At 50.0% G+C, this 21,337-nt stretch carries 14 protein-coding genes; 7 read left to right on the top strand and 7 right to left on the bottom strand.

Annotated elements, in window-relative coordinates; all coding sequences use genetic code 11:
• Positions 1-6: 6 nt before the first annotated feature.
• Together EJV45_RS17115 and EJV45_RS17110 are read left to right on the top strand one after the other, a co-directional pair.
• Positions 7-1,476, top strand: a complete 1,470-nt coding sequence (locus EJV45_RS17115) for a RagB/SusD family nutrient uptake outer membrane protein (protein WP_129717625.1) — start codon at positions 7-9, stop codon at positions 1,474-1,476.
• A 117-nt stretch (positions 1,477-1,593) separates the two neighbouring features.
• On the top strand, positions 1,594-2,643 hold the full coding sequence (locus EJV45_RS17110) for a glycoside hydrolase family 43 protein (protein ID WP_129717623.1): 1,050 nt from the start codon (positions 1,594-1,596) through the stop codon (positions 2,641-2,643).
• Positions 2,644-2,761: 118 nt separating this feature from the next.
• Here the strand turns inward: EJV45_RS17110 and EJV45_RS17105 are convergent, their stop codons facing one another.
• Genes EJV45_RS17105 through EJV45_RS17090 form a run of 4 tightly spaced genes read right to left on the bottom strand, consistent with a single transcriptional unit; the run spans position 2,762 to position 10,626 of the window.
• A complete protein-coding gene (locus EJV45_RS17105; RefSeq protein WP_129717621.1) occupies positions 2,762-5,089 on the bottom strand; it encodes a GH92 family glycosyl hydrolase in 2,328 nt (775 codons plus the stop codon).
• A 2-nt stretch (positions 5,090-5,091) separates the two neighbouring features.
• Positions 5,092-6,459: a sugar porter family MFS transporter gene (locus EJV45_RS17100; RefSeq protein ID WP_240755323.1), complete on the bottom strand. Its 1,368-nt coding sequence runs from the start codon at positions 6,457-6,459 to the stop codon at positions 5,092-5,094.
• Positions 6,460-8,805 carry a GH92 family glycosyl hydrolase gene (locus tag EJV45_RS17095; protein WP_205942413.1) on the bottom strand — a complete coding sequence of 782 codons (2,346 nt, stop codon included), beginning with the start codon at positions 8,803-8,805 and terminating at the stop codon, positions 6,460-6,462.
• Positions 8,806-8,823: 18 nt separating this feature from the next.
• Positions 8,824-10,626, bottom strand: coding sequence for a class I mannose-6-phosphate isomerase (locus tag EJV45_RS17090; protein ID WP_129717619.1), 1,803 nt, complete (start codon positions 10,624-10,626; stop codon positions 8,824-8,826).
• A gap of 146 nt (positions 10,627-10,772) precedes the next feature.
• Here EJV45_RS17090 and EJV45_RS17085 point away from each other — a divergent pair, with 146 nt between their 5' ends.
• Positions 10,773-11,507, top strand: a complete 735-nt coding sequence (locus tag EJV45_RS17085; RefSeq protein WP_129717617.1) for a GntR family transcriptional regulator — start codon at positions 10,773-10,775, stop codon at positions 11,505-11,507.
• A gap of 75 nt (positions 11,508-11,582) precedes the next feature.
• Here the strand turns inward: EJV45_RS17085 and EJV45_RS17080 are convergent, their stop codons facing one another.
• From EJV45_RS17080 to EJV45_RS17070, 3 genes are all read right to left on the bottom strand, one after another.
• Positions 11,583-11,783, bottom strand: coding sequence for a hypothetical protein (locus EJV45_RS17080; protein ID WP_129717615.1), 201 nt, complete (start codon positions 11,781-11,783; stop codon positions 11,583-11,585).
• Positions 11,784-11,855: 72 nt separating this feature from the next.
• On the bottom strand, positions 11,856-12,434 hold the full coding sequence (locus EJV45_RS17075) for a DUF1543 domain-containing protein (RefSeq protein ID WP_129717613.1): 579 nt from the start codon (positions 12,432-12,434) through the stop codon (positions 11,856-11,858).
• A gap of 18 nt (positions 12,435-12,452) precedes the next feature.
• A complete protein-coding gene (locus EJV45_RS17070; RefSeq protein WP_240755322.1) occupies positions 12,453-14,165 on the bottom strand; it encodes an FAD/NAD(P)-binding protein in 1,713 nt (570 codons plus the stop codon).
• A gap of 1,433 nt (positions 14,166-15,598) precedes the next feature.
• On the opposite strand from EJV45_RS17070, the gene EJV45_RS17065 reads away from it, so the two are divergent.
• The 4 genes from EJV45_RS17065 (at position 15,599) to EJV45_RS17050 (ending at position 21,273) form a co-directional block, all read left to right on the top strand.
• Positions 15,599-15,790, top strand: coding sequence for a DUF3606 domain-containing protein (locus tag EJV45_RS17065; protein ID WP_129717609.1), 192 nt, complete (start codon positions 15,599-15,601; stop codon positions 15,788-15,790).
• Between the two features lie 83 nt (positions 15,791-15,873).
• Complete coding sequence (locus tag EJV45_RS17060; RefSeq protein ID WP_129717607.1) at positions 15,874-17,862, top strand: PAS domain S-box protein; 1,989 nt, start codon at positions 15,874-15,876, stop codon at positions 17,860-17,862.
• Between the two features lie 43 nt (positions 17,863-17,905).
• Positions 17,906-18,268: a PleD family two-component system response regulator gene (locus EJV45_RS17055; protein WP_129717605.1), complete on the top strand. Its 363-nt coding sequence runs from the start codon at positions 17,906-17,908 to the stop codon at positions 18,266-18,268.
• 179 nt (positions 18,269-18,447) lie between these two features.
• The gene (locus EJV45_RS17050) at positions 18,448-21,273 is read left to right on the top strand and encodes an FAD-binding and (Fe-S)-binding domain-containing protein (RefSeq protein ID WP_129717603.1); all 2,826 of its coding nucleotides are present in this window, start codon (positions 18,448-18,450) and stop codon (positions 21,271-21,273) included.
• Positions 21,274-21,337: the final 64 nt, after the last annotated feature.

The raw sequence follows: 21,337 nt of genomic DNA, 5'->3' as shown, positions 1-21,337 counted from the left end.
AATCAGATGAAAACAATTATAAAATCTTTATTGCTGCTGACTATGTTAGCGTTTGGCGGCTGCGAAAAAGGGCTGGACCCTGAGTTGCCGGGTACCATTAACAGCGAAAACTTTTATAAAACCAGGCAGGATCTGGAGGTGGCAACAACTACGATCTACCATGAGCTTAGACTCGGCGGCTGGGCACCATACATGTTCAGCGACGGCAGTTCGTTTGTAATGGATGAAGTCGCCACCGGCGAATGGACAACAACGTGGGCCTGGACAAACTTCCTGAATGGTAATTGGAACGTAAATGATGCCATGGCAATCCAGTTTTACAACTGGCTGAATCCGGCCGTGACCCGGGCAACGTATGCACTCGCCAGGATGGAAGAGTCGCCGGTTGATGCGGCTGCAAAAAGTGGGTATATGGCACAGGTGCGCGCACTTCGCGCATTCTTTGTATACGATATGTGGCGGCTGTACGGTCCGCTTCCTCTTATCCTGGAATACGACAAGGCCTTGTACCCGGATCCTGATTACAAGCCCGCCCGGCCCGAAAGTCAGCAGGTGGAGGCTTTTATCGTTAACGAACTGAAAAGTGCCGCAGACAATCTGCCGGTCGAGCAGCTAGAATATGGCAGGGTGACAAAAGGCGCAGCCCTACATTATCTGCTGAAGTTCTACATGCATAAAAAAGACTGGCAAAGTGCACTGACAACGGCAAACCAGATCATCGGTCTCGGTTACTACAGCCTGCAGAACAATTACGAAAGCATTTTTTCTGCGCAGAATGAAAAAAATAAGGAACTGATCTTTGTCGTAGTCAGCGAGCCGCTGGAAGAATTCGGCAGCCACAGTTACGTGAATATTCTGCCAGGCGATTTTCGCTCACCTTCAGGCAATGCGCTTGATGGTTGGAACGGTCACCGCATGCCCTGGGCCTTTTACGACTCTTTCAATCCTCAGGACAAGCGCCGGCGACTGGCCCTTGCTGAGTATACGAGTAAGTCGGGACAAACCGTAAACCTGCGCACAAACGGCGACATCGGTGCGCTTCCGCTGAAGTATGGTATAGATCCGCGCGCATTCGGTATCTGGTCAGGGAATGACAAAGTACTTGACCGCTACGCTGAAGTGCTGCTATTTAAGGCAGAAGCATTAAATGAACTGAACGGACCGAACGCAGAGTCTGTTGGCCTGATCAATGATGTGCGCCGGCGTGCCTTTGATAACTACGCTGGCTCTCCGAATGAATTAAAGCTTGCAGATTTTCCATCAAAAGAGAGCTTAAGAAACCACCTCCTGAAGGAGCGGGGCTGGGAGTTCTGGTACGAGGGTAAACGGCGCGAGGACTTAATCAGGATGGGAAAATACGTTGAGGTCGGCAAACAGCACGCAACAAGTTTCAGCGAGACGAATCTGCTCTTCCCAATTCCCCGTTCGCGTATTGTGGAAAATCCAAATCTGATACAAAATCCCGGCTATAACTAAGACATGTCTGCACCCCATTTTGTCGGTTAACAAGCTTGTTTCTTCCAGAGGGAAAGGCAGCAGTATTACCAGGCATACGTACAAACAACCTGACATCCGTCAATCATAGAAAAGTATATGAAACAACAATCAAAATCAATAGCGCTGACCGCTGCGTATAAACCAGCCGCAATAAGGGCCCTGCCAAGGCTTTTTGTCCCTGTATTGCTTGCCGCACTTGCCCTTTTTGTGCTCCTGGTGTATATGGCTTGTACGAAAACCGGTCCCGGCGATACGCCTCCGCCGCCTCCGGCCAGCGACCTGGCAAATTATCCTATCCCTGTACAGCGACTGCGGGTTCGTGACCCGTTCATTCTGAAGGATGAGGCCTCGAAAGCCTACTATCTAAACGTTAGCACGGGCAGTGGCTTTAAAACATATAGCAGCAAGGATCTCTTGAACTGGCGTGATGACGGGTCTTCATTTACACCCGGATCTGACTTTTGGGGAAAAAGCGATTTTTGGGCGCCAGACACCTATTTCTATAAAGGAAAGTACTACATCTTTGCCACGTTTTCGGGTAGTACTGCGAAACGCGGTACATCGGTACTGATAAGCGACAAACCCGGCGGGCCATTTCAGCCACTGGTAAACCAGGCCGTGACGCCGGCAGACTGGATGGCCTTAGACGGCTCTTTATACATTGACGATGAAAATAAACCCTGGATTCTCTATTGCCGGGAGTGGCTGGAGGTTACCGACGGACAAGTGGTTGCCCAGCGCCTTAGTGAAGATCTTAAAAACGCATCTGGAGAGCCGGTCGTGTTGTTCAGCGCAGGTCAGGCCGGCTGGACGGGCACAATTACATATGGCAGCAAAGTTGGTTATGTCAGTGATGCGCCCTTTATATACAGGGCAAAAAATGGTGAGTTGCTCATGACCTGGTCAAGCTTTACAAAAACAGGCAAATATGCTATCGGCTTATCGCGTTCCACAAGCGGCACAATAGCCGGGCCGTGGTTACACGATGCTGCACCGCTGAACGATGACGATGGCGGGCATGCGATGTTATTTAACGATTTTTCGGGGCAGCTGACAATTTCTTATCATGCGCCGAACAGTCTCACAGAACACGCTGTAGTTTATAAAGTAAGTGAGAACAATGGAAAGTTGCTGATTAATAAATAAGAAGGTCTAAAAAAGGGACGACGGGCAGCATGCTGCCCGTCGTCCCTTTTTTGTGATAAAAGCCTGTTGCTAAAGCAGATGCGTCTCACCTGCATAGCTCATTGCGCGAGATATCAGTTTACAGACTGTCTGTCGGCTGCTGCGAAAGATCAAGTTCCAGCGTTCCCCCTTTAAGTACATCGCTGATGCTGACAAAAGGTGTGCTTAGCCGCTTTCCATTTGCCCGGATCCCGGAAATATACCGGTTGGCAGCACCGAAGTTTTTGCTGTTAATTGTAAAGGTTCCTCCGCCATGATACTTTTTGCTTAAGCGGATCTGCACCTGCTCAAACAGCGGTGTGCTGATACCCATTGTACCGGCTCCGTTTGTCATACCTTGTACGTCAAACAAGCCCATACCGGCAAGGACATACCAGGCGCCTAACTGGCCCTGGTCTTCATCCTGGCCGTAACCGTAGCCGTGAATACCATCGTTACCATAAAATTCATCGCAGATGGCGCGCACCCACTTCTGCGTCAGGCTTGGTTTGCCTGAGTAGTTAAATAACCAGGAAATGTGCAGGTTTGGCTGGTTGCCATGGTTATATGGTGCACGCAGACCTGAAAAGGCATCGAGGGTTTTTCCGCCGCCGAAACCATTCTGCTGTGAGGCAGTGAAAATGCTGTCCAGCCGTTTGTTAAACGCTGATTTTCCCACCTTGGCTATCAGTCCTTCAGGATCCTGCGGAACATAAAATGTATATTGCCAGGCATTGCCCTCCTGGAAACCGCGCCAGACCTCAGAAGGGTCAAAATTGTCGATAAACCGGCCATTGTCATACCGGGGACGTACCAGTTTCAGCTTATCATCGAAGATTTCTTTCCAGCCGCCGGCAAGCCTGTTGAACAGTTTAATCTCAGCTGTTTTGCCAAGCTGCTTTGCCCATTCTGCCATAGCGTAAGCACTGTATGCATATTCCAATGTGTGGGAAGCCGAGAACTGCCAGCTCTCAGCGAAAGAGTCAGACTTGTCAATCTGACCTACATAACCTTTCTCGACAAAACGGGCTACATCCAGCTTTCCCGCGCCCCGCGGACGGTCTTTACCTTCGATCTCATTCTTATATGCAGCATTCCAGGCTGTGGTCACATCGAAATCCCTGATACCGTTCAGGTAAGCGCTCGCAATGACCAGGCTGACGAAGTTTGTACCGACCCCGGAAACGTATTTGCTGTTTGCAATTCCGTCTGCCAACCAGCCGGAGTCTTTATACACCAGGAGCTGGCTTTTTATAAAATCTGAATAGTACTCAGGGTAAGCCAGGGTCCATAGCTGCGTCAGGTTCCAGAAGCCGCCCCAGATCGCGTCTGTATTGTAGTGGTTATGCAGCGGTTTGCCGTCTGGTCCTTTGGCGATCTGGCCAACGGTCCCGTCATTCCGCGGGTACGCGCCATTTACGTCGCTCGCCAGGCCACGGCCCAGAAGCGCATGATAAAGGCCGGTATAAAATTTTACCTGGTCGTCCCGTTTCCCGCCTTTAACGGCAATTCTGCCCAGCGCCTCGTTCCAGGTTGCCTGCGATTGTTTCAGTGCCTGGTCGAAGGTCAGGGTCTTTGCTTCAGCAGCCAGATTTTTTCTGGCGTTTTCAACCGAGGTATAAGAGAGGCCTGCTTTGATCGTGATCTGTTCATTCGCCTTTGTATTGAAGGTTAAATACAGGCCGGCACCTTTGCCCGCGGCGCTTTTCTGGCTTTTGTTTATCCGGCTGCCGTTGAAGCTGCCCACCGAAACCGGTTTTTTGCTAAGAACGGCCGAAAAATACATGGCCACTTCGGCGCCCGGCTGATATTTCTGTACGTATACCGGCTGCGTGATCACATATCCCTCGATCCGGCCATCTGGCATAAGGCGAACCTGCGCATCTTTTACAGGACCGCTCTCACCCTGTTTATTCCCGATGTCAAACAGGATATTCGCCTGCCTGCTTTGCGGAAAGGTATAGCGGTGAAAGGCAACCCGCGGCGTAGCGGTAAGCTCTGCTTTAATGTTGTATTTTTTGAGCCGGACGCTGTAATACCCTGCGCGGGCGTGTTCCTCCTTCCGGTCAAAATCAGAGCGGTATCCGCCCTGTACGTCGTCCAGTTTTCCCGGAACGGTTTTTACAGCGCCCGTGCTGGGAGCAAACACCACACCGCCTACCTGGAACTCATGAAAGTTTGCAAAACCTTCGATCGAGGTGTGTCTTTCGTCGTAACCGACAGCCTCCCAGCCCTGCTCATTTCCGTAACTTCCATTTGTAGACGGACCGGGTTTGGCCATGCCGAAAGGCGCTGAACCGGGAGTAAAGAAAAACCAGCGGGAGTGGGCCGTTCCGATTCGGGGATCGACGAGTCTGGTAAAATCCTGCGCAGCAGCAGCCAGGCAGAAAAACAGGGAGAGGAAGGTAAGTTGAAGGATCTTTTTCATTTTTAGTGCATAACCAGGGGGCCTTTTTCTTCAGCCTCCAGTGTGTGTTCAATATTTTCAAGTGACCGGCCCTTTGTCTCGGGCAGCAGCCGGTAAACGGTAATAAATGCGATCAGGCAAAAGAAGCCGAAGAACCAGAACGTTCCGGCGCTGCCGAGCGACTCAAGCAGGATGGGTGTGAGCTGGCCGACAATTGTATCGGCAATCCACATCACCATAATACTCAGCGCCATTGCCCGGCCGCGAATAGCACCCGGGAAGATCTCGGAGGCGACGACAAACTTTAACGGGCCTATGGAGAAGGCAAAACACGCCAGAAAAGCCAGCACGCATAACAGAAGCCAGATACTGGTTGTTGCGCCGGTGTAAAAACAGAGGCCGGTCAGGCCCAGCGTTATCGTTGCACCAGCGGTTCCGTATATATACAAAGGGCGCCGCCCCCAGCTGTCTACCTTCCAGATAGCCACCAGCGTAAACAACATATTTGCCAGGCCAAAGATAATCTGGCTGACGAGTGAATTGCTTAGTGAGACGCCTGCATTGCCAAGAATGCTCGGACCGTAATAAATGATGGCATTGATACCGCTGAACTGCGAAAACAATGGCAAAAGCAGGCCGATGAGCAAGGCAGTACGCAGTTTTGGCGAAAACAGCTCGCGGTATGAGGAACGCTGTTTATCTGAAGATGAAGAAAGAACGGGCACAGGTTCGCCGGTTTGCGTCAGGATTGCTGCGGCCTCCTGATGCCGGCCCCGCGCCAGCAGCCAGCGCGGGCTTTCAGGCACACTTAATAACCCGACAAAGAATACCACGGCCGGAAGGGCACCCACCAGGAACATGCCGCGCCATAATTCGTCATGAAACAGTTTGCCGCTCAGCGATGGCGCAACCTGCACCAATGCGGCGTTACTGAGGTAAGCCACCAGGATTCCGAATGTAAGCGCAAGCTGATAATACGTCACCAAACGGCCGCGTTTTGCAGCCGGCGCAATCTCAGAAATGTACAGCGGAACTACGTTTGACGCAATGCCGATACCTATGCCGCCGAGCATGCGTGCTGCGATGACCAGCGATAATCCCGGCAGTAAAGCGCAGCCAATCGCAGAAAGGACAAAAAACACGGCCGAAAGAAGCAATGGAAAGCGCCTGCCAGAGCGGTCGCTCATTTCGCCCGAGAGGGCAACACCAATAATGCATCCGACAAGCGCCGATGATACAAACCATCCTTCGGCCGCCGGACTTAATCCGTATTGTATTTTTACAAGCGGGAGCACCCCGGATATTACGGCCATATCGAAGCCAAAAAGAAACCCGCCAAGCGAGGCGACCAGTGTAATCAGGCCGATACTGAATTTTTTCGACTCCATCATTTATCGTTTTAAAGGTTTTGACATGGAGGGGGGCGCATCTGCCGCCGCGCTGCCCCAGTTTTTGTTTGGCTGCGGCCCCATCTCCAGAACCAGGCTGCCGCCTTTCACCAGGTCCTCATGATAGAACCAGGGTTTATTAAGCGCCTTGCCGTTCAATTTTGCCGATTGTACGTAGATGTTCGTGTCAGAGACGTTTCTGGCTTCGATGGTAAACGAATCTCCTTTGTAATATTTCGGATCAAGGGTGATGGTTGCTTTGGGAAACAACGGACTGCCGATCTCGTAAAAAGGTTTGACAGATGCGCCGCCATCTGTTTCAAATAAACCAAGCGATGCCATGACAAACCAGGCGCCCATTTGTCCCTCATCTTCATCGCCCAGCCAGCCTTGGTAGGGCGTGGAGCCGTAATACTGGTTCATAATTGCTTTGGTCCACTTTTGCGTAAGCCAGGGCTTTCCTGAATAATTAAATAACCAGGCGGCCTGCATATTGGGCTGGTTGCCGTGATTAATGGGCACAAGATCGTAAAGATCGCCCTCGGCATTGAAATTATATCGTGCTGATTTTTCAAACCCATCGTTCAGCCGGCTGTTAAATTCTTCCTTACCCATCAGGTTCAGGATGCCCTGTATGTCATGCGGGTTAAAAAAGCTGTACTGCCAGGCATTTCCTTCAAGATAGCCTGAGCCGCTGAAACTCGTGCAGCAATAAGGTGTCCATTCCTTTACCCAGCTGCCGTCCCGGTGTTTTGTACGGATGTACTTCACTGCCGGATCCCAAACATTTTTGTAGTTTCCGGCTCTTGCGGCAAACAGATTGTATTCTTTCTTTTTTCCAAGTGCTTTTGCCATCTGCGCCACACACCAATCATCGTAGGCATACTCAAGGGTATTGGATACCTGGCCCTCCTCATGCGGAACATAACCAAGTTTCATATACGATTCAAAAAATTTATTGCCCGCAAAACCGTTTTCCGGAGTCTTGATTCCTGGCGTGGTTTGCTGATGAACCATGGCCCGAAAAGCAAGCGGCACATCAAAATCACGGATACCCTTCTGATAACTGCTAACCAGCAGCGAAATCTCGTGCGAAGCTTCCATGATGCCCGAATACTCTATTCCGGCCGGCCCTTTGGGAAGCCAGCCGCCGGTTTTATAAGTTTCCAGGAACGAGCGGCTCCATTTGCTGGCAATATCGGGATTGACAAGTGTCCATAGCTGGTTCAGATTCCAGAATGTATTCCAGAAGGCGTCAGAGCCAAGAACCGGCGAACCGGGATCTACCTGCCGTTCCTTTTCATTTACATCGATGTATTTGCCATTAACATCACTCCAGGTGGTCCGGGCTACATAAGAACGATAGAGGTTGGTGTAAAATTTTTTCCGGTCGGTTTCACTGCCGCCCTCAATTCGGATTTTGCTCAGGAGACCATTCCAAACCTTTCGAGCTGCCTGGTGAACCGCTTCAAAATCCCAGCCGTATGGCTTCATTTCTGTCTCAAGATTCAGCCTGGCCTGTGGGATACTAACCAATGAAATAGCGGTTTGCATGCGGATCGTCTCACCTTTTTTGGGTTTAAAATCGGCAAATGCACCGGTCTTTCCTTTCCCGGTAAAGGTCTTCAGATCCCTGCTTACTTTTCCATCTTGCCAGGCACCGAAAGCCTCAATCGGCCGGTCGAAACGCACCACAAAATGCACCGTATACTCATTCCAGCTCCAGCGTTGTTTTGAATAACCTTCAATCTCTCGGTCGCTGACCTGTGTAAACTTTGCTTCAATCACTTCTGCGGTGTTCTCAAAGGGAATATCCATGTCGAGCAGGATATGCGCATCTTCCGCTTCCGGATAAGTAAACCGGAAAAAGCCCGCACGTGTGGTGCTGGTTATTTCTGTACGGATGTTTCCGTTCATCAGCGTAACGCCATAGTATCCCGGATGTGCCTGTTCTGAGCGCTTATCAATGCGCGACCGGTAGCCGGTTGTCCAGCCGGTTGTCGGACCATCTGCAGGCCCGCGCCTGACATTCAGCACCCCAACGGTTGGCATTACAGACAGGCCTGCCATGGTCCAGGAGTGGATGTGACTAAAGCCCCCCACATTGTTCAGGCTGTATTCGTATCCAGATTTCCAAACGCCGCCCTGGTTATCAGGGCTGATCTGCACCATTCCAAACGGCATGGTGGCTCCGGGGTTCAGCATCCACCTCGATTCTGAAGTACCAAGAAGGGGGTCTGCATAATCGACAGGGTCTTTTGCCTGGGCCCGGACCTCTGCAACCCAGTCGGGGAAAGGATTGATCAGCATTGCAGCCAGTAGCAGCAATGCACGGGTTAGTTGTCTCATAATTAGGTTCATAATTGGTTAGTGCTGGTTAGGCTTTAAATAGGCCTGAACAATTTTGGCCCTTGTCCGGCCATTATTGATCACGCTGTATGTCCCGGCTGCCGCCGGAATGACAAACGTCTCGGCATAGTGATACTGCACCTGCCTGCCGTCTTTCAGGACAACCTGTACAGATTCGCCTTCTACAAGCATACAGATATGCGGCGAACCGCTTGTCTGCTGCTCCAGCTGCGTATCAAACTCCAGGCGCTTAACATCATAAAAATGCGCCTCATGCGTTGGTACATGTACAATCTGCCAGTCTGCGCCGTTTGCAATTGTCTGCTGTTTCGATATCAGCTCGTTGACAACTTTTTCACCCTGACGGCTGAAATCAAGATTATTGAAGGCATGACCAATGTTAATTGCGCGTGGCTTACCGTTCAGATCGAGCCGGAGCCAGTCATACATTTTGAACGTAAAGATATACGGCGTGGCACTGATTTCAAGCACCAGATTTCCCTTGCCTGCACTGTGCACAGTTCCGTTCGGGATCAGGTACAAATCATGTTTGCTGGCTTTAAAGCGCTGCACGTATTGGTGAATGTCGACCTCGCTCCCGGTTTGCTGGCTTTTTTCGAGCTCGTTTCTGAATTCAACAGGATCTATACCGTCCTGGAAACCCAGGTAAACATCGGCGTCCGGCTGGCAATCCAGGATGTAATAGGTTTCATCCTGCGTGATTTTCTCGCCGAAGTGCTGCTGAATATACGGCAGGGTAGGATGACACTGAATAGACAGATTGCCGCCGTTCCAGGTGTCAAGAAAATCGAAACGCACAGGGAATTCATCGCCGAAGCGTTCGGCGAAGTCGCCCATCACGGCGTCGCGCTGCGCAAACATCAGGCAGTCAAATGATACTTCAAGCAGTGTTCCGTCGCTTTCAAATACCAGTCCGTTCTCCGGAACAATTAACTCGAATGACCAGGCATAATTTACTTCTTCGGGATTAAGGCCGGCAATGCGCTCCTTCATCCACTGACCACCCCAGGCGCCCGGTTCAAACCACGGACGAACACGGAACACTGAAGTTGCCGCAGCCGCCAGTGCCTCGCGCAGATCTTCGCCGGTCATCCAGGTCAGGTTATCGGGCCACTGGCCGTCGGCCATCACCGCTATCCGGGGCAGAATCTCTTTTTTGTGTGCATTCAGCACTACCCAATCAACAAAATAAAAACGTTTGTAGGTCTCTGCATTTTCAGCCTGTCTGGTTGACCCGAGGTTGTTTGCAGCCCCTGCCCGCATACGCAGCTGCAGTTCGTTTTTCGGAAGATCTATGTAAACGAGAGCCGCAGAGGGAGCCAGCAAGGCGGCACCGGTTCCGATTAAAATGGTTAGCTGATTGCCTTCTAGGCTGATGTTTTCATTCGGAAGATCAAAAAAGTCGGCCAGCTTCAGGGTACTTCGTGTTCCCCAAACCGTGCCCGGTTCGCCGGTAAAAGGACTTACCAGTTGTGTAACCTGATCTTCGGGTTTGATAAAATCTGCAGCATCGATCCAGTTGGCGGTAATTCCGGCTGAACGCAACTCCTCATCCAGCGCCGAACGGATAGCAGCAAAAAAAACACCCTGAAAACCATCAATAGCAACGAACTTATGCCCGGCAATCCATGATGCCAGCCCGGCATACCCGCTTGCTATTTTTCCGCTTTCCAGTGAATGAGCGGGGTAAATGTTATAGCCGTCCGGCCTGCTTTCGGTTAGGCGGGTGGGCATGAGCGGCTGCAGGCTGCGGCGAAGCGCCGGCGCTGCTGTTTGTTCGTTGGTTTCTGTGTGTTGCATAATATTGATGTACGGTGTCGGAAAAGTCCGGCTATGATGCCCCCGGCTATTGGTTAGAAGCGGAGAACTGAATATGTACAAACATAGTAACATATTGATGGCCCGCAAAATAATTTTTATATTTTTGACCCGGTGAACGCCTTGATATGAAACTTAGTTTAAACCACAAGAGTCCGGTGCCGCTGCATGTGCAGGCGGAAATGTTGTTGCGGGAACTGATCACGCAGCCCGAATATGCCGGGGGTAAACTACTGCCAAATGAGGTTGATCTGGCGAAAGAACTTGCGATCTCGCGGACGACCATTCGTTACGCCATCAATAAGCTTGTATCTGAGGGGCTGGTTTCAAGGAAAAAGGGCGTAGGAACCAAAGTGACAGGCAAATCGGTTAGTTCGAAATCGAATAACTGGCTTAGCTTTTCGCAGGAGATGGAGGCGCGTGGTATACCGATCAGGAACTTCGAGCTTCATATCAGCTGGGTTGCGCCGACAGAAGAAATCGCCAACTTTTTTGAAATCAGCCGGGAGCGGAAAATTCTGAAAATGGAGCGTCTGCGCGGCCGGCCCGAGGAGCCCTTTGTGTATTTTATATCTTATTTTCATCCCCGTATCGGCCTTACCGGCGAGGAAGATTTCAAGCGGCCGCTCTATGACCTCATGGCCGATCATAAGGTTATCGCGAACCTTTCAAAAGAGGAAATCAGCGCCAGGGGGGCTGACAAGTTGATAGCCGGCAAGCTGGAAGTTGACCCCGGAAGCCCGATCCTGCTGCGCAAACGTTTTGTCTTTGACCAGGGCGAGCGCCCGATCGAACTGAATCTCGGCTATTACAAGGCTGATAGTTTTGTTTATACGGTGGAGAGCAGGAGGGAACGTGTGTAGGCTTCGGCCCGGAATCTATTGATATGCGAAAAAAAAGCCATCTGCATAACAGATGGCTTTCTTTTTCTAACGAAATTACTTGCGTGGCGGCGTAGCTTTGGTTGCAGCAGGAGGCATTTTTGTCGTGTCTCTGCGTGCCGTGTCGGTTTTGCCAGGGCGGGTTTTGCGTTCTTTTTTTGTAGTATCCTGTTTTCTCTTTGTTGTGTCTTGCTGTGGCAAGGCAAATGTGCTCAGGCAAAATGCGCCCATAAGCAACGTTAAAACTGTTTTTTTCATGGCGATGTTTTTTATGTACTGATTAATCAACATGTCCCGAAAAGAATGGTTTTGAGAAATTATAAATTGTGATTAGATTTTGTGTAGCTGAAAGTACCCCAGATGTATCTCATCCTCAAAGGTATACGGTCCGGCATCAATGACCACCCGGTAACTTTCCTTTTGCTCCGCACTCAGCAGGTCATCGATCCGGTAGATGTCGTCCACATCAATTCCATACTTTTCATCGATATGTGCGTTTGCCCCTTTCCGGTCGCGAACAGTGTTCGTTTTGAAAAATACGTTACGTTTGGCGTGCTGTACGGCCAGCGCCCGGGTCGGCTGAATAGTGAGCAGGGTATAATGTTGTTCTTCAAGTTTATAAGCGGTATATCCGCCCAGGTTGATAAAAAACAATTTATCGCTTTCGTTTTCTTCCCCGGACTGCCTCGGGGCGATGTGAATTCGACGGCTATCAACACATGTTATTTCACGCCAGCCGTCTATATGCAGGCTGTCGCCTGCTTCGGGCCAGAAAGCTTTAAGCCGGGGTACCAGCGCCTTCAGCGAATGTGCAATGCCAAAAAAATAGTCATGCTGTTCAACATTTCTCGCCGGAGCCTTCGAACCCAGCAGTACCATAAAGAGCTTCAAATTTTCAGTTTGCTCCATTGTATCTGTTTTTATGCGTCATATTAAAGTTACACCGGTCAGCGACTGCGCTATCGCAATGCCTGCGGCTTCGCAGAAATCCAGTCCGGAATAATCCGGATTATAGCCACCAATATAAGGTACGGCCATTAAATAAATGCGCTCATTTCTTGCTCCATAGAAGTCGACAACCGCAAACGAATCGTCTATGGCCACACCCGGAACATTCAGGAAATAATTGCCATGCTGGTCTGCTGACACATGCTTGTTCCCTGAATCAAGTTCCCGGCGCCCGGCCCCCGGATCTTTAAATTGTACCCGGGCCTGCGTAACGGTACGTTTGTCTACCATACTCCTGAACGGGAACTTTTCGATAGGTATATGTGGCTGACCTATACAATCAATAAAGGTATGATAATGAACGGGCGCTGCGTTTTTGTCCAGGAAATAATTTACGCCACCTGTTGCATCCGGCTCTATGCGGCTTTCATCGCCAACTTCAATCAGTTCGAGCAGTCCGGCATTATACAATGCGAGCATCTCTTCCACAGAGCTCTGCGGTACAAATGCAATTACGATCGAGATAAGGGGCATCAGCACTTTCTGCAACCTTTGCATATCTTCTGCGGAAAAATACTTGGCGGGATAATTCATCGCGAAGCTAAGCCCACCGAGCATTTCTTTCCAGTAAACAGATTCTTTGTGTTTGATCGATTCTTCGGCCTCTTTATATTCGCCTTCGAACAGCTCGAAAGGGTCTTTATTTTCGCGGTTGCGCATCATGGCAGAAACAAACCGCTCCATGCGCATATCTTTTATAAACTCATAGAAGTCAGGGTCTTTGTCCCTGAAAGCATCTTTGAAATTTTTCTCGAAAACGAAGTCGAGTGAAAGAAATCCACCATTTTCTGCTTTATTGGCTGCCACCTGCTCTTTGGTTAAAATGGCATCCTTGCCCAGACGTGTATCCTCGAGGTGAAACCGCACTGCCGGGAGCAGTCCGTTTCGCGAGTGCATGACGATCCTGAAACCGGCACTCTCGCTGTCTGTAACGTAGTGAAGCTGATCGTTAGCATCTTTCTCAAATTTTCCGTTCTGTCTGGCCAGCGTGCGTACTGCGTCAATCGCTGTCAGGGAGGCTCCGCGCAGGGCGACAGGATAAGGTGTTCTGAAATTCAGCTTATCGGGTGGATAGGGAGAATCGAAGTAACCCTTGATCTCTCCTTCATGGCTTTTGGTCCAGTTATGACCGGTGCAGATCACCACATGATCATATTCAAATGTGCGTCCGTCTTCAAGGACAACTTTTACAGTCTCTGATTCGGACAAGTCTTCGACATCACTGACGGTGGCGTTCAGGAAAACGTTGTTTAAAAGGCCCCGCGTTTTGGCATCGTCCCTGAGGAGGCTGAACTGATCGCACAGGTACTGCCCGAACAACCGCCTGGGCAGGACCTTATAGTCGCTGAACGTCTCGGGATTTATCGAGAACCGCGAAAGGGTATCTGCACTGAGCATTCTGAGCCATTCATCGACGCTTGTCACAAGTTCAGGAATTTCATTACCAGATACATTGGTGATGTGCTCATCGCCGGCTCCATCGCGGCTATAAGGCATACCTGCTCCGAGCAGATCTTTCTTTTCGAAGATGTCGATCGTCAGGTCCTCCCGTCCTGATTCAAGTAATTTCTTTAAAAGCAGGAGTGCTGCCGGGCCGCCGCCGAGAATGCCAATACGCAGATTGTGTTTCAATTTTTTGTGACTTAGTAGAGGCACCATCAGTGCCGCGAATCACAACAATCAATGTTGTAGATAAGTTTGAGGGGAGTTGCTATGTTGCCGTATTTAGCTATTCGTATTTGGTGTGCAGATGTGAGGTATTTAATAGTATTTAGTAATTCGTAGTTCGTATTTAGACGTGGCTTAGAGATCTTATGATCGTATTTAGCCGTTCGTATTTCGTATTTAGACATGGCGCAGACCCCTCAGCGGTTGGGCGTATTGAGGGGTTATGCGCCCAGACTTAAAACTTAGAACCTACAACTAAAAACTTAACTGGCTCGTGGCTCCGCCTCGCGGGTCATCAAGACAGAGCGGAGCGTCGGAAGGATCTGAAAATTAGATCCCGAGCCAGATTCTTCGCTACGCTCTGAATGACCCGGTGGGGGAATCTAGGACTGGAATGAAGCCAAAGAATTTTGGTGAGATATGAGATATGAGTCTTGTCTGCAATAGTATATAGGTATTCGTAGTTCGTATTTAGACGTGCCGCCTAACCCCTCGGCCGGTTAGGGCTATCGAGGGGTTAGGCGCCCAGGTCCTGACTCATGATTCATGGCTCTTGGTTCCCCTTGAAGTCATCCAGACAGAGCGGAGCGTCGGAAGGATCTGAAAATTAGATCCCGAGCCAGATTCTTCGCTACGCTCTGAATGACCCGTGGGAGATTACAACCCGAAATGAAGCCAATGGATTTGGTAAGATTCGAGATCTTATGATAGTATTTTGCCGTTCGTATTTCGTATTTAGACATGGCGCAGAACCCCTCAGCCGGTTGGGCGTATTGAGGGGTTATGCGCCGTGGTTTTTCCTCCCTTTTCCTTAAATTCATTGAGGTTTTAGGCGCTTTGGTCCTTCGTCCTTATTCCTTCCTCTTTGATCTCCCTTTGCAAACGGTCGTAACTGCTTCGTCGCAGGAGATCCCTCGCCGTTGCGATCCCGGCAGAAAGGGATTGCGTAAACGCGCTTCGGGATGACGGCGTGGGGGAAGGGCAGTGGCCCTTGGCGGCTGAGGGGTTAGGCGCCCAGGGCTTTCAACTTTTCACTTTTGACTTTTAACTTAGAGCGGTCTTTCCTCATTTTTCCTTTTTCTTTGGTCCCGTTGAGGCTCTGCGCCCAGGTCCTGGCTCAAAATTCGTGCCTCATGGTTCGGCAAGCGGTCTTTCCTCATTTTTCCTTTTTCTTTGGTCCCGTTGGCTCTGCGCCAGGTCCTTGCTCATGATTGGTGGCTCGTGGTTCCCCTCTTTTCCTCCCCTAAGTTTCATCATAACTTAATCCTGTGTTTATAACCCATACTTATATTCATCATCAGAAAAAAAAACGTTGCAGCGCAAAACAATTGCGCCGGGTGGTTGTTTCTTCCGCAGGAAGCCGGCTAAACCGATCTCCTTTTAAACTTAATTTCCCTATGAAGAACTTTTCAAACCTTCGTGAAACCGTTGATATTTCTGAAGAACAGCAAACCCTGTACTGGACCCGTCGTCTGAAAGTCAGCGAGGCTTCGCTGAAGTCAGCTATCCGTGCAACATGCGATGTTAATGTTCAGACGATTGAGGCGTATCTGAAGCAAAAAAATGCCTTCGCAGGCCCTTCCAATTAAAAAAAGCTCAGCCATTTTCAGAAAAGCTTCATGCGATTCGTAAATAAAAATTAATTTGGTACTTTCAAGTTAATAGAGGATTCATGGAACTTTCCGAAAAGCTTTCCGGTGCCGCCGGGGCCGAATTGATGCGTCTGTTTGAGCATGGCACAACTCCGGTGTTTTTTTGTGATAACTCCGGAGTGATTACTTTTTTTAATGAACCTGGCCGGGAAATACTCGGTCGTGCACCCGACGCTGCGGACCGCTGGATCACTAAGGAAACACTTTATACGCCGGGCGGAGAGCCGGTTCCCGTTAATCAGCATCCGCTCGCGAGAGCTATTGCCGGCAATAAAGCGGGTCCGGCAGAAGAATATATTATCCGCAGTGCTGACGGACAGGCAAGGTGCGTGCTGATTCATACCGCGCTGCTCAAGGCAGGTTCGACCGTTACCGGCGGTTATTATACCCTGACCGATATCACAGCCTATAAAGATACCACTCAGCATTCCATTCTGTCTGCCATTGTAGAGTCTTCTGAAGATGCGATTGTTAGTAAAAACCTTCAGGGATATATCAACAGCTGGAATAAAGGTGCCGAAAAAGTTTTTGGTTATTCAGAACAGGAGGCTCTCGGTAAACACATCACCATGTTGATTCCGCCGCATTTACAGGCAGAAGAAGAAACGATTATCAGCAGTATTCGCAGCGGAAGAAAAATAGACCATTTTCAGACCCGGCGACTTCATAAAAACGGGCATGAGATCGACATATCCCTGACGGTATCCCCTGTAAAAGATAAATTCGGGAATATAACGGGAGCTTCGAAAGTTGCACGTGATATTACTGAGCGAATTGTCGGGGAACAGCTCCGCGCAAAAAACGCTGAACGGATTCTTCAGCTTAACGCGATTGGAAAAACACTTTCGCAAAGCCTTGATGTTCATGAAATTCTGCAGCAGGTAACTGATCTTTCAACAAGCGTTACCGGTGCAAAATTCGGGGCGTTTTTCTATAACAAGACCGACGACAAGGGCGAATCATATATGCTCTTTACGCTGTCAGGCGCTCCCCGCGAAGCCTTCGAAAAGTTTGGCATGCCCAGAAACACCGCCGTCTTTCATCCCACGTTTAGTGGACAAGGCGTAATACGTGTTGACGATATTACTCAGGATGAGCGTTATGGAAAAAATGATCCGCATTTTGGCATGCCTGCCGGCCATTTGCCCGTTGTCAGTTACCTTGCTGTTCCGGTTATTTCTTCTTCAGGCGCGGTTATCGGCGGACTGTTTTTCGGTCATCCGGAAGCAGGGGTATTTAAAGAGGAACACGAAGACCTGGTTATTGGTATCGCTTCGCAGGCAGCCATAGCCATAGATAATTCAAAACTCTTTGAAGAAGTCAGGGCATTGAGCCTGAAAAAGGACGAGTTCATTGCCATGGCTACGCATGAGCTTAAAACTCCCCTTACCAGCATGACCGGTTATCTGCAGATGTTACAGCTGAAGATTGCTGACCCTACACAGCGGCAGTTCGTGGATAAAGCCATGAACCAGGTGCGCAAGCTGAATGCAATGATTACTGATCTGTTCGATATTTCGAAGATCCAGGCGGGCAAGCTCCAGTTAAATTACACCACGTTTGAGTTTTTTGCATTTCTAAATGAAATTGTCGAATCCCTGCGCACTTCTGGTATGCAGCACGAAGTCAGAGTGATAGAACACCCTGAATTTACCATACAGGCTGATAAGCTAAGGCTTGAACAGGTAATCAGTAACCTGCTAACCAACGCAGCAAAATACTCGCCCGACTTACAACCAATCGAGGTCTCCATAGCTCTTAATGAAGATCTCACTGTGCATGTGCGCGACCGGGGGCTTGGTATGGAACTGGAACATATGGATAATATCTTTAACCAGTTCTACCGGATAGAAACAGTTCCGCGAAACATTTCAGGCCTTGGTCTGGGACTCTTTATCAGCAAGGAGATTGTTGAACGTCACCATGGAAGCATCTGGGTGCAAAGTGTAAAAGGAGAGGGATCTGTATTTAGTTTCCGCATTCCGCTTGCACCTGAACAGACAAAATAATACCAACAGCCGGAAGGAGGGCCGGCTGCCAATACCAATCAACATGACAAAACGCATATTTATAGTGGAAGATGATGAGGATATACGCGAAATGCTGGAACTTTTCCTTGACGAGCCGCCCCTGAGGGTTGTCGCCTTTTCAAATGCAACAGATTTTTTAACCCGTGTTGCAACCGAAACCCCCGATCTTATTCTTCTTGATATTAAGTTGCCTGACGGGAACGGCGTCGAAATATGCCGGGAGCTGAAGGCATCTCCCGCGCTCGCCTCAATTCCGGTGCTGCTGATGTCTGCAAATATTCAATACGAAAATATTACCGGCGATACCGGTGCTGAGGAATTCATCTCCAAGCCATTCGATATCCTGACGCTTCGCAACAAAATACACTCGCGTATCTCGGCGTAGCTATGCAAGCCTTCCAAGCGGCAAGGTTAGGTACAGACCCCTGACCAGGCATTTACCCATAACTGTGCCGGGATACCAAAGCCTAAATAATTCTGCGGGATTATGCAGGTTTTTGCAATATTTGAAGAATATTAGTGCACTGCTGTCTTATTCTGAGCATGCACACCGAAAGGCCAATCATGGAAAATACGTTGCTGAGGGCTGAGCTGCTCGAAATTCTGAAACCTGAACAGGTAAAAACTAAGCTTATCGATGTGGTGTCTTACGCTGCAGACGCAGGGTTTTATTATCTGCGTCCGCAGGCTGTCGTGCTTCCTTTTTCAGAAAGTGAAGTAGCTGCTTTGTTTGCATTGTCTCAGCGTCTGCAGCTTCCGCTGGTTTTCCGCGCAGCCGGAACAAGTTTGTCCGGGCAGGCCGTTACCGACGGAATACTTGTCGATCTCAGCCGCCATTGGACATTGGTAAGGGTAGAAAATGGCGGACAGCAGGTACGTGTTCAGCCGGGCGCTATTGGTGCCATTGTGAATGCGCAGCTGAAACCATACGGTAGAAAGATTGGTCCTGATCCGGCAAGTATCAATTCTGCCATGATGGGTGGGATTTTATCTAATAACTCGAGCGGAATGTGCTGCGGCGTTACAAAAAACGCTTATCATACATTGAAATATATCCGCTTTGTTCTTCCAGACGGGAAAGTTTTTACGACCGAGGACCAGGCAGACCGCCGGCGGTTTAAAGATGACTGCCCCGCCTTGTACGCTGAACTGCTGGACCTTCGTGAAGCGCTTATTGCCGATGAGCACGCCGCGGCGCGAATCCGTGCAAAATACCAGACAAAAAACACGGTCGGGTATGCAGTGAACGCATTTCTGGATTTCTCTGAACCCTTGGAGATCATGGCCCACCTGCTTATCGGTGCAGAAGGTACGCTGGGTTTCATCTCTGAGGCGGTCTTAAACACGGTACCTGATCTGCCTGAAAAATCAACCGCGATGTTGTATTTTCCGGATATCTATACCGCCTGCCAGGCCATCGTGCCGCTAAGCCGCTCAGGGGCAGAAGCGATTGAGTTGATGGACCGGGCGTCTTTACGATCTGTAGAACATATTGCAGGGCTGCCTCCGATTCTCAGAGAACTACCCCCCGCGTCTGCTGCCTTGCTGGTCGAGTACCAGGCTGAAACGCCTGCCGGCATTGCAGCAAGCCTTGAGGCCTTTGCTGCGGTAGCCGGTTCGCTGCCGCTGCTGGTTCCGGCAGCGTTCAGCGCCGACCCGATTCAGCAGGCACTGTTCTGGAAAGTGCGCAAAGGGATGTTCCCTGCCGTTGGCGCCGTTCGCGCGAGCGGCTCGACCGTCATCCTTGAAGACATTGCTTTTCCGGTAGCTCAACTCGGCAATGCCATTATTGACCTTCATAAATTATTTGCTGAGTTTCATTACGGTAATGCGATCATTTTCGGTCACGCAAAAGACGGCAACATCCATTTTGTAGTTACCCAGTCGTTCGATACGCCGGCAGAAATTGACCGGTATGACCGTTTTCTCCGGGCAGTGGTCGAACTTGTTGTTAAGCGCTACAACGGTACGTTAAAAGCCGAACACGGTACCGGACGGAATATGTCGCCATTTGTTGAAACGGAATGGGGTGGAACGATCTATGAAGTCATGCGCCGGCTTAAAGCGGTTACTGATCCGACAAACCTGCTTAACCCCGGTGTAATTATCAACGCTGATGAGAATGCACACATCAAAAACCTGAAGGAACTTCCAAGAGTAGAGGAAGAGGTAGACCGTTGTATGGAATGCGGGTTTTGTGAACATAAGTGCCCAAGCCGCGATATTACACTCACCCCACGAAAACGGATCGTGGTAAGGCGGGAGCTTCTCAACCTGAAGAACAGGGGTGAGCGCGCCAGCTACAAAACGCTGCTGGATCAGTACCAGTATGAGGGTCTTGATACCTGCGCGGTTGACGGTCTGTGTGCAACAGCTTGCCCGGTAGACATTAACACCGGCGATCTTGTGAAGAGGCTTCGCAGGGAAAGTCACTCGGCGTTCGCAAACCGGATCGCCTTGCTTACTGCCCGGAACTTCTCTGCGGTAAGCACTGCCGTGCGATTTGCACTCGGCTCGGGAAATCTGCTTAACAAAGCTTTCGGCCGGGGTACCATGCCGGCGCTCACTGCAGGCATCCGAAAGGTGATTCCGGGCTTTCCCCTCTGGACCCGGCAGCTTGCTCCCGCAGCGCGGCTCCCAAAACCTGATACATCTCCATCCGGCCCTGAGGTCGTCTATTTCCCTGCCTGCATTTCACGTGTAATGGGCGATGCAGAACGCCCGGGCCGGAACGTAACAAATGACTTTTTTGAGGTATCGGCGAAAGCAGGTATCCGTGTCATTTTACCGGCGGATCTTTCTGGTTCCTGCTGCGGACAGATCTATTCCTCCAAGGGATTCAAAGATGCCCGCGCATATGCGAGCATGCAGACCGTAGACAACCTTTTCGCCGCTACGCGTGGAGGTGAAATACCAGTTGTTCTTGATATCAGTTCCTGTACACAGACGCTGCTTAGCTGCAGATCGGTTTTGGACTCTGAGCGGCAGGCACGCTTCGATGCGCTGACCATTATAGATAGCGTGGAGTACATCCATGAATATATCATGCCACGCAGCAAACCTCTGCGCAAAAAAGACAGGATTACGCTGCACCCGGTTTGTTCGCTTCAGAAACTGCCTGGACTGGAAAGTAAATTCGCAGCCATTGCATCAGCCTATGCTGAAGAGGTAAACATACCTCTGCACGCGGGGTGTTGCGGGATGGCCGGTGACCGCGGATTTTTGTTTCCTGAACTGACGCGATCTGCAACAAAGAAAGAAGCAGCAGATGTTGATTTACATTGTGATGGTTACTACTCCTCATCTAAAACATGCGAGATGGCTTTATCGGAAGCTGTAGGGAAAAACTACCGCTCGATTTTAAGCCTGGTGAACGACTGCACAGCGTAAACAATTTTCACATCCGTTGGTTATTGGAGTAGATGCCTCCTCTGGCAGCTATTCTAACCGACAC

Origin of the sequence: Pedobacter sp. SYP-B3415 (assembly GCF_004138205.1) — a bacterium.
In the GTDB taxonomy this organism is placed as follows: Bacteria; Bacteroidota; Bacteroidia; order Sphingobacteriales; family Sphingobacteriaceae; genus Pedobacter.
Note: the sequence above shows the minus strand (reverse complement) of the source record. Positions and strands in the feature narration are given on the sequence as shown.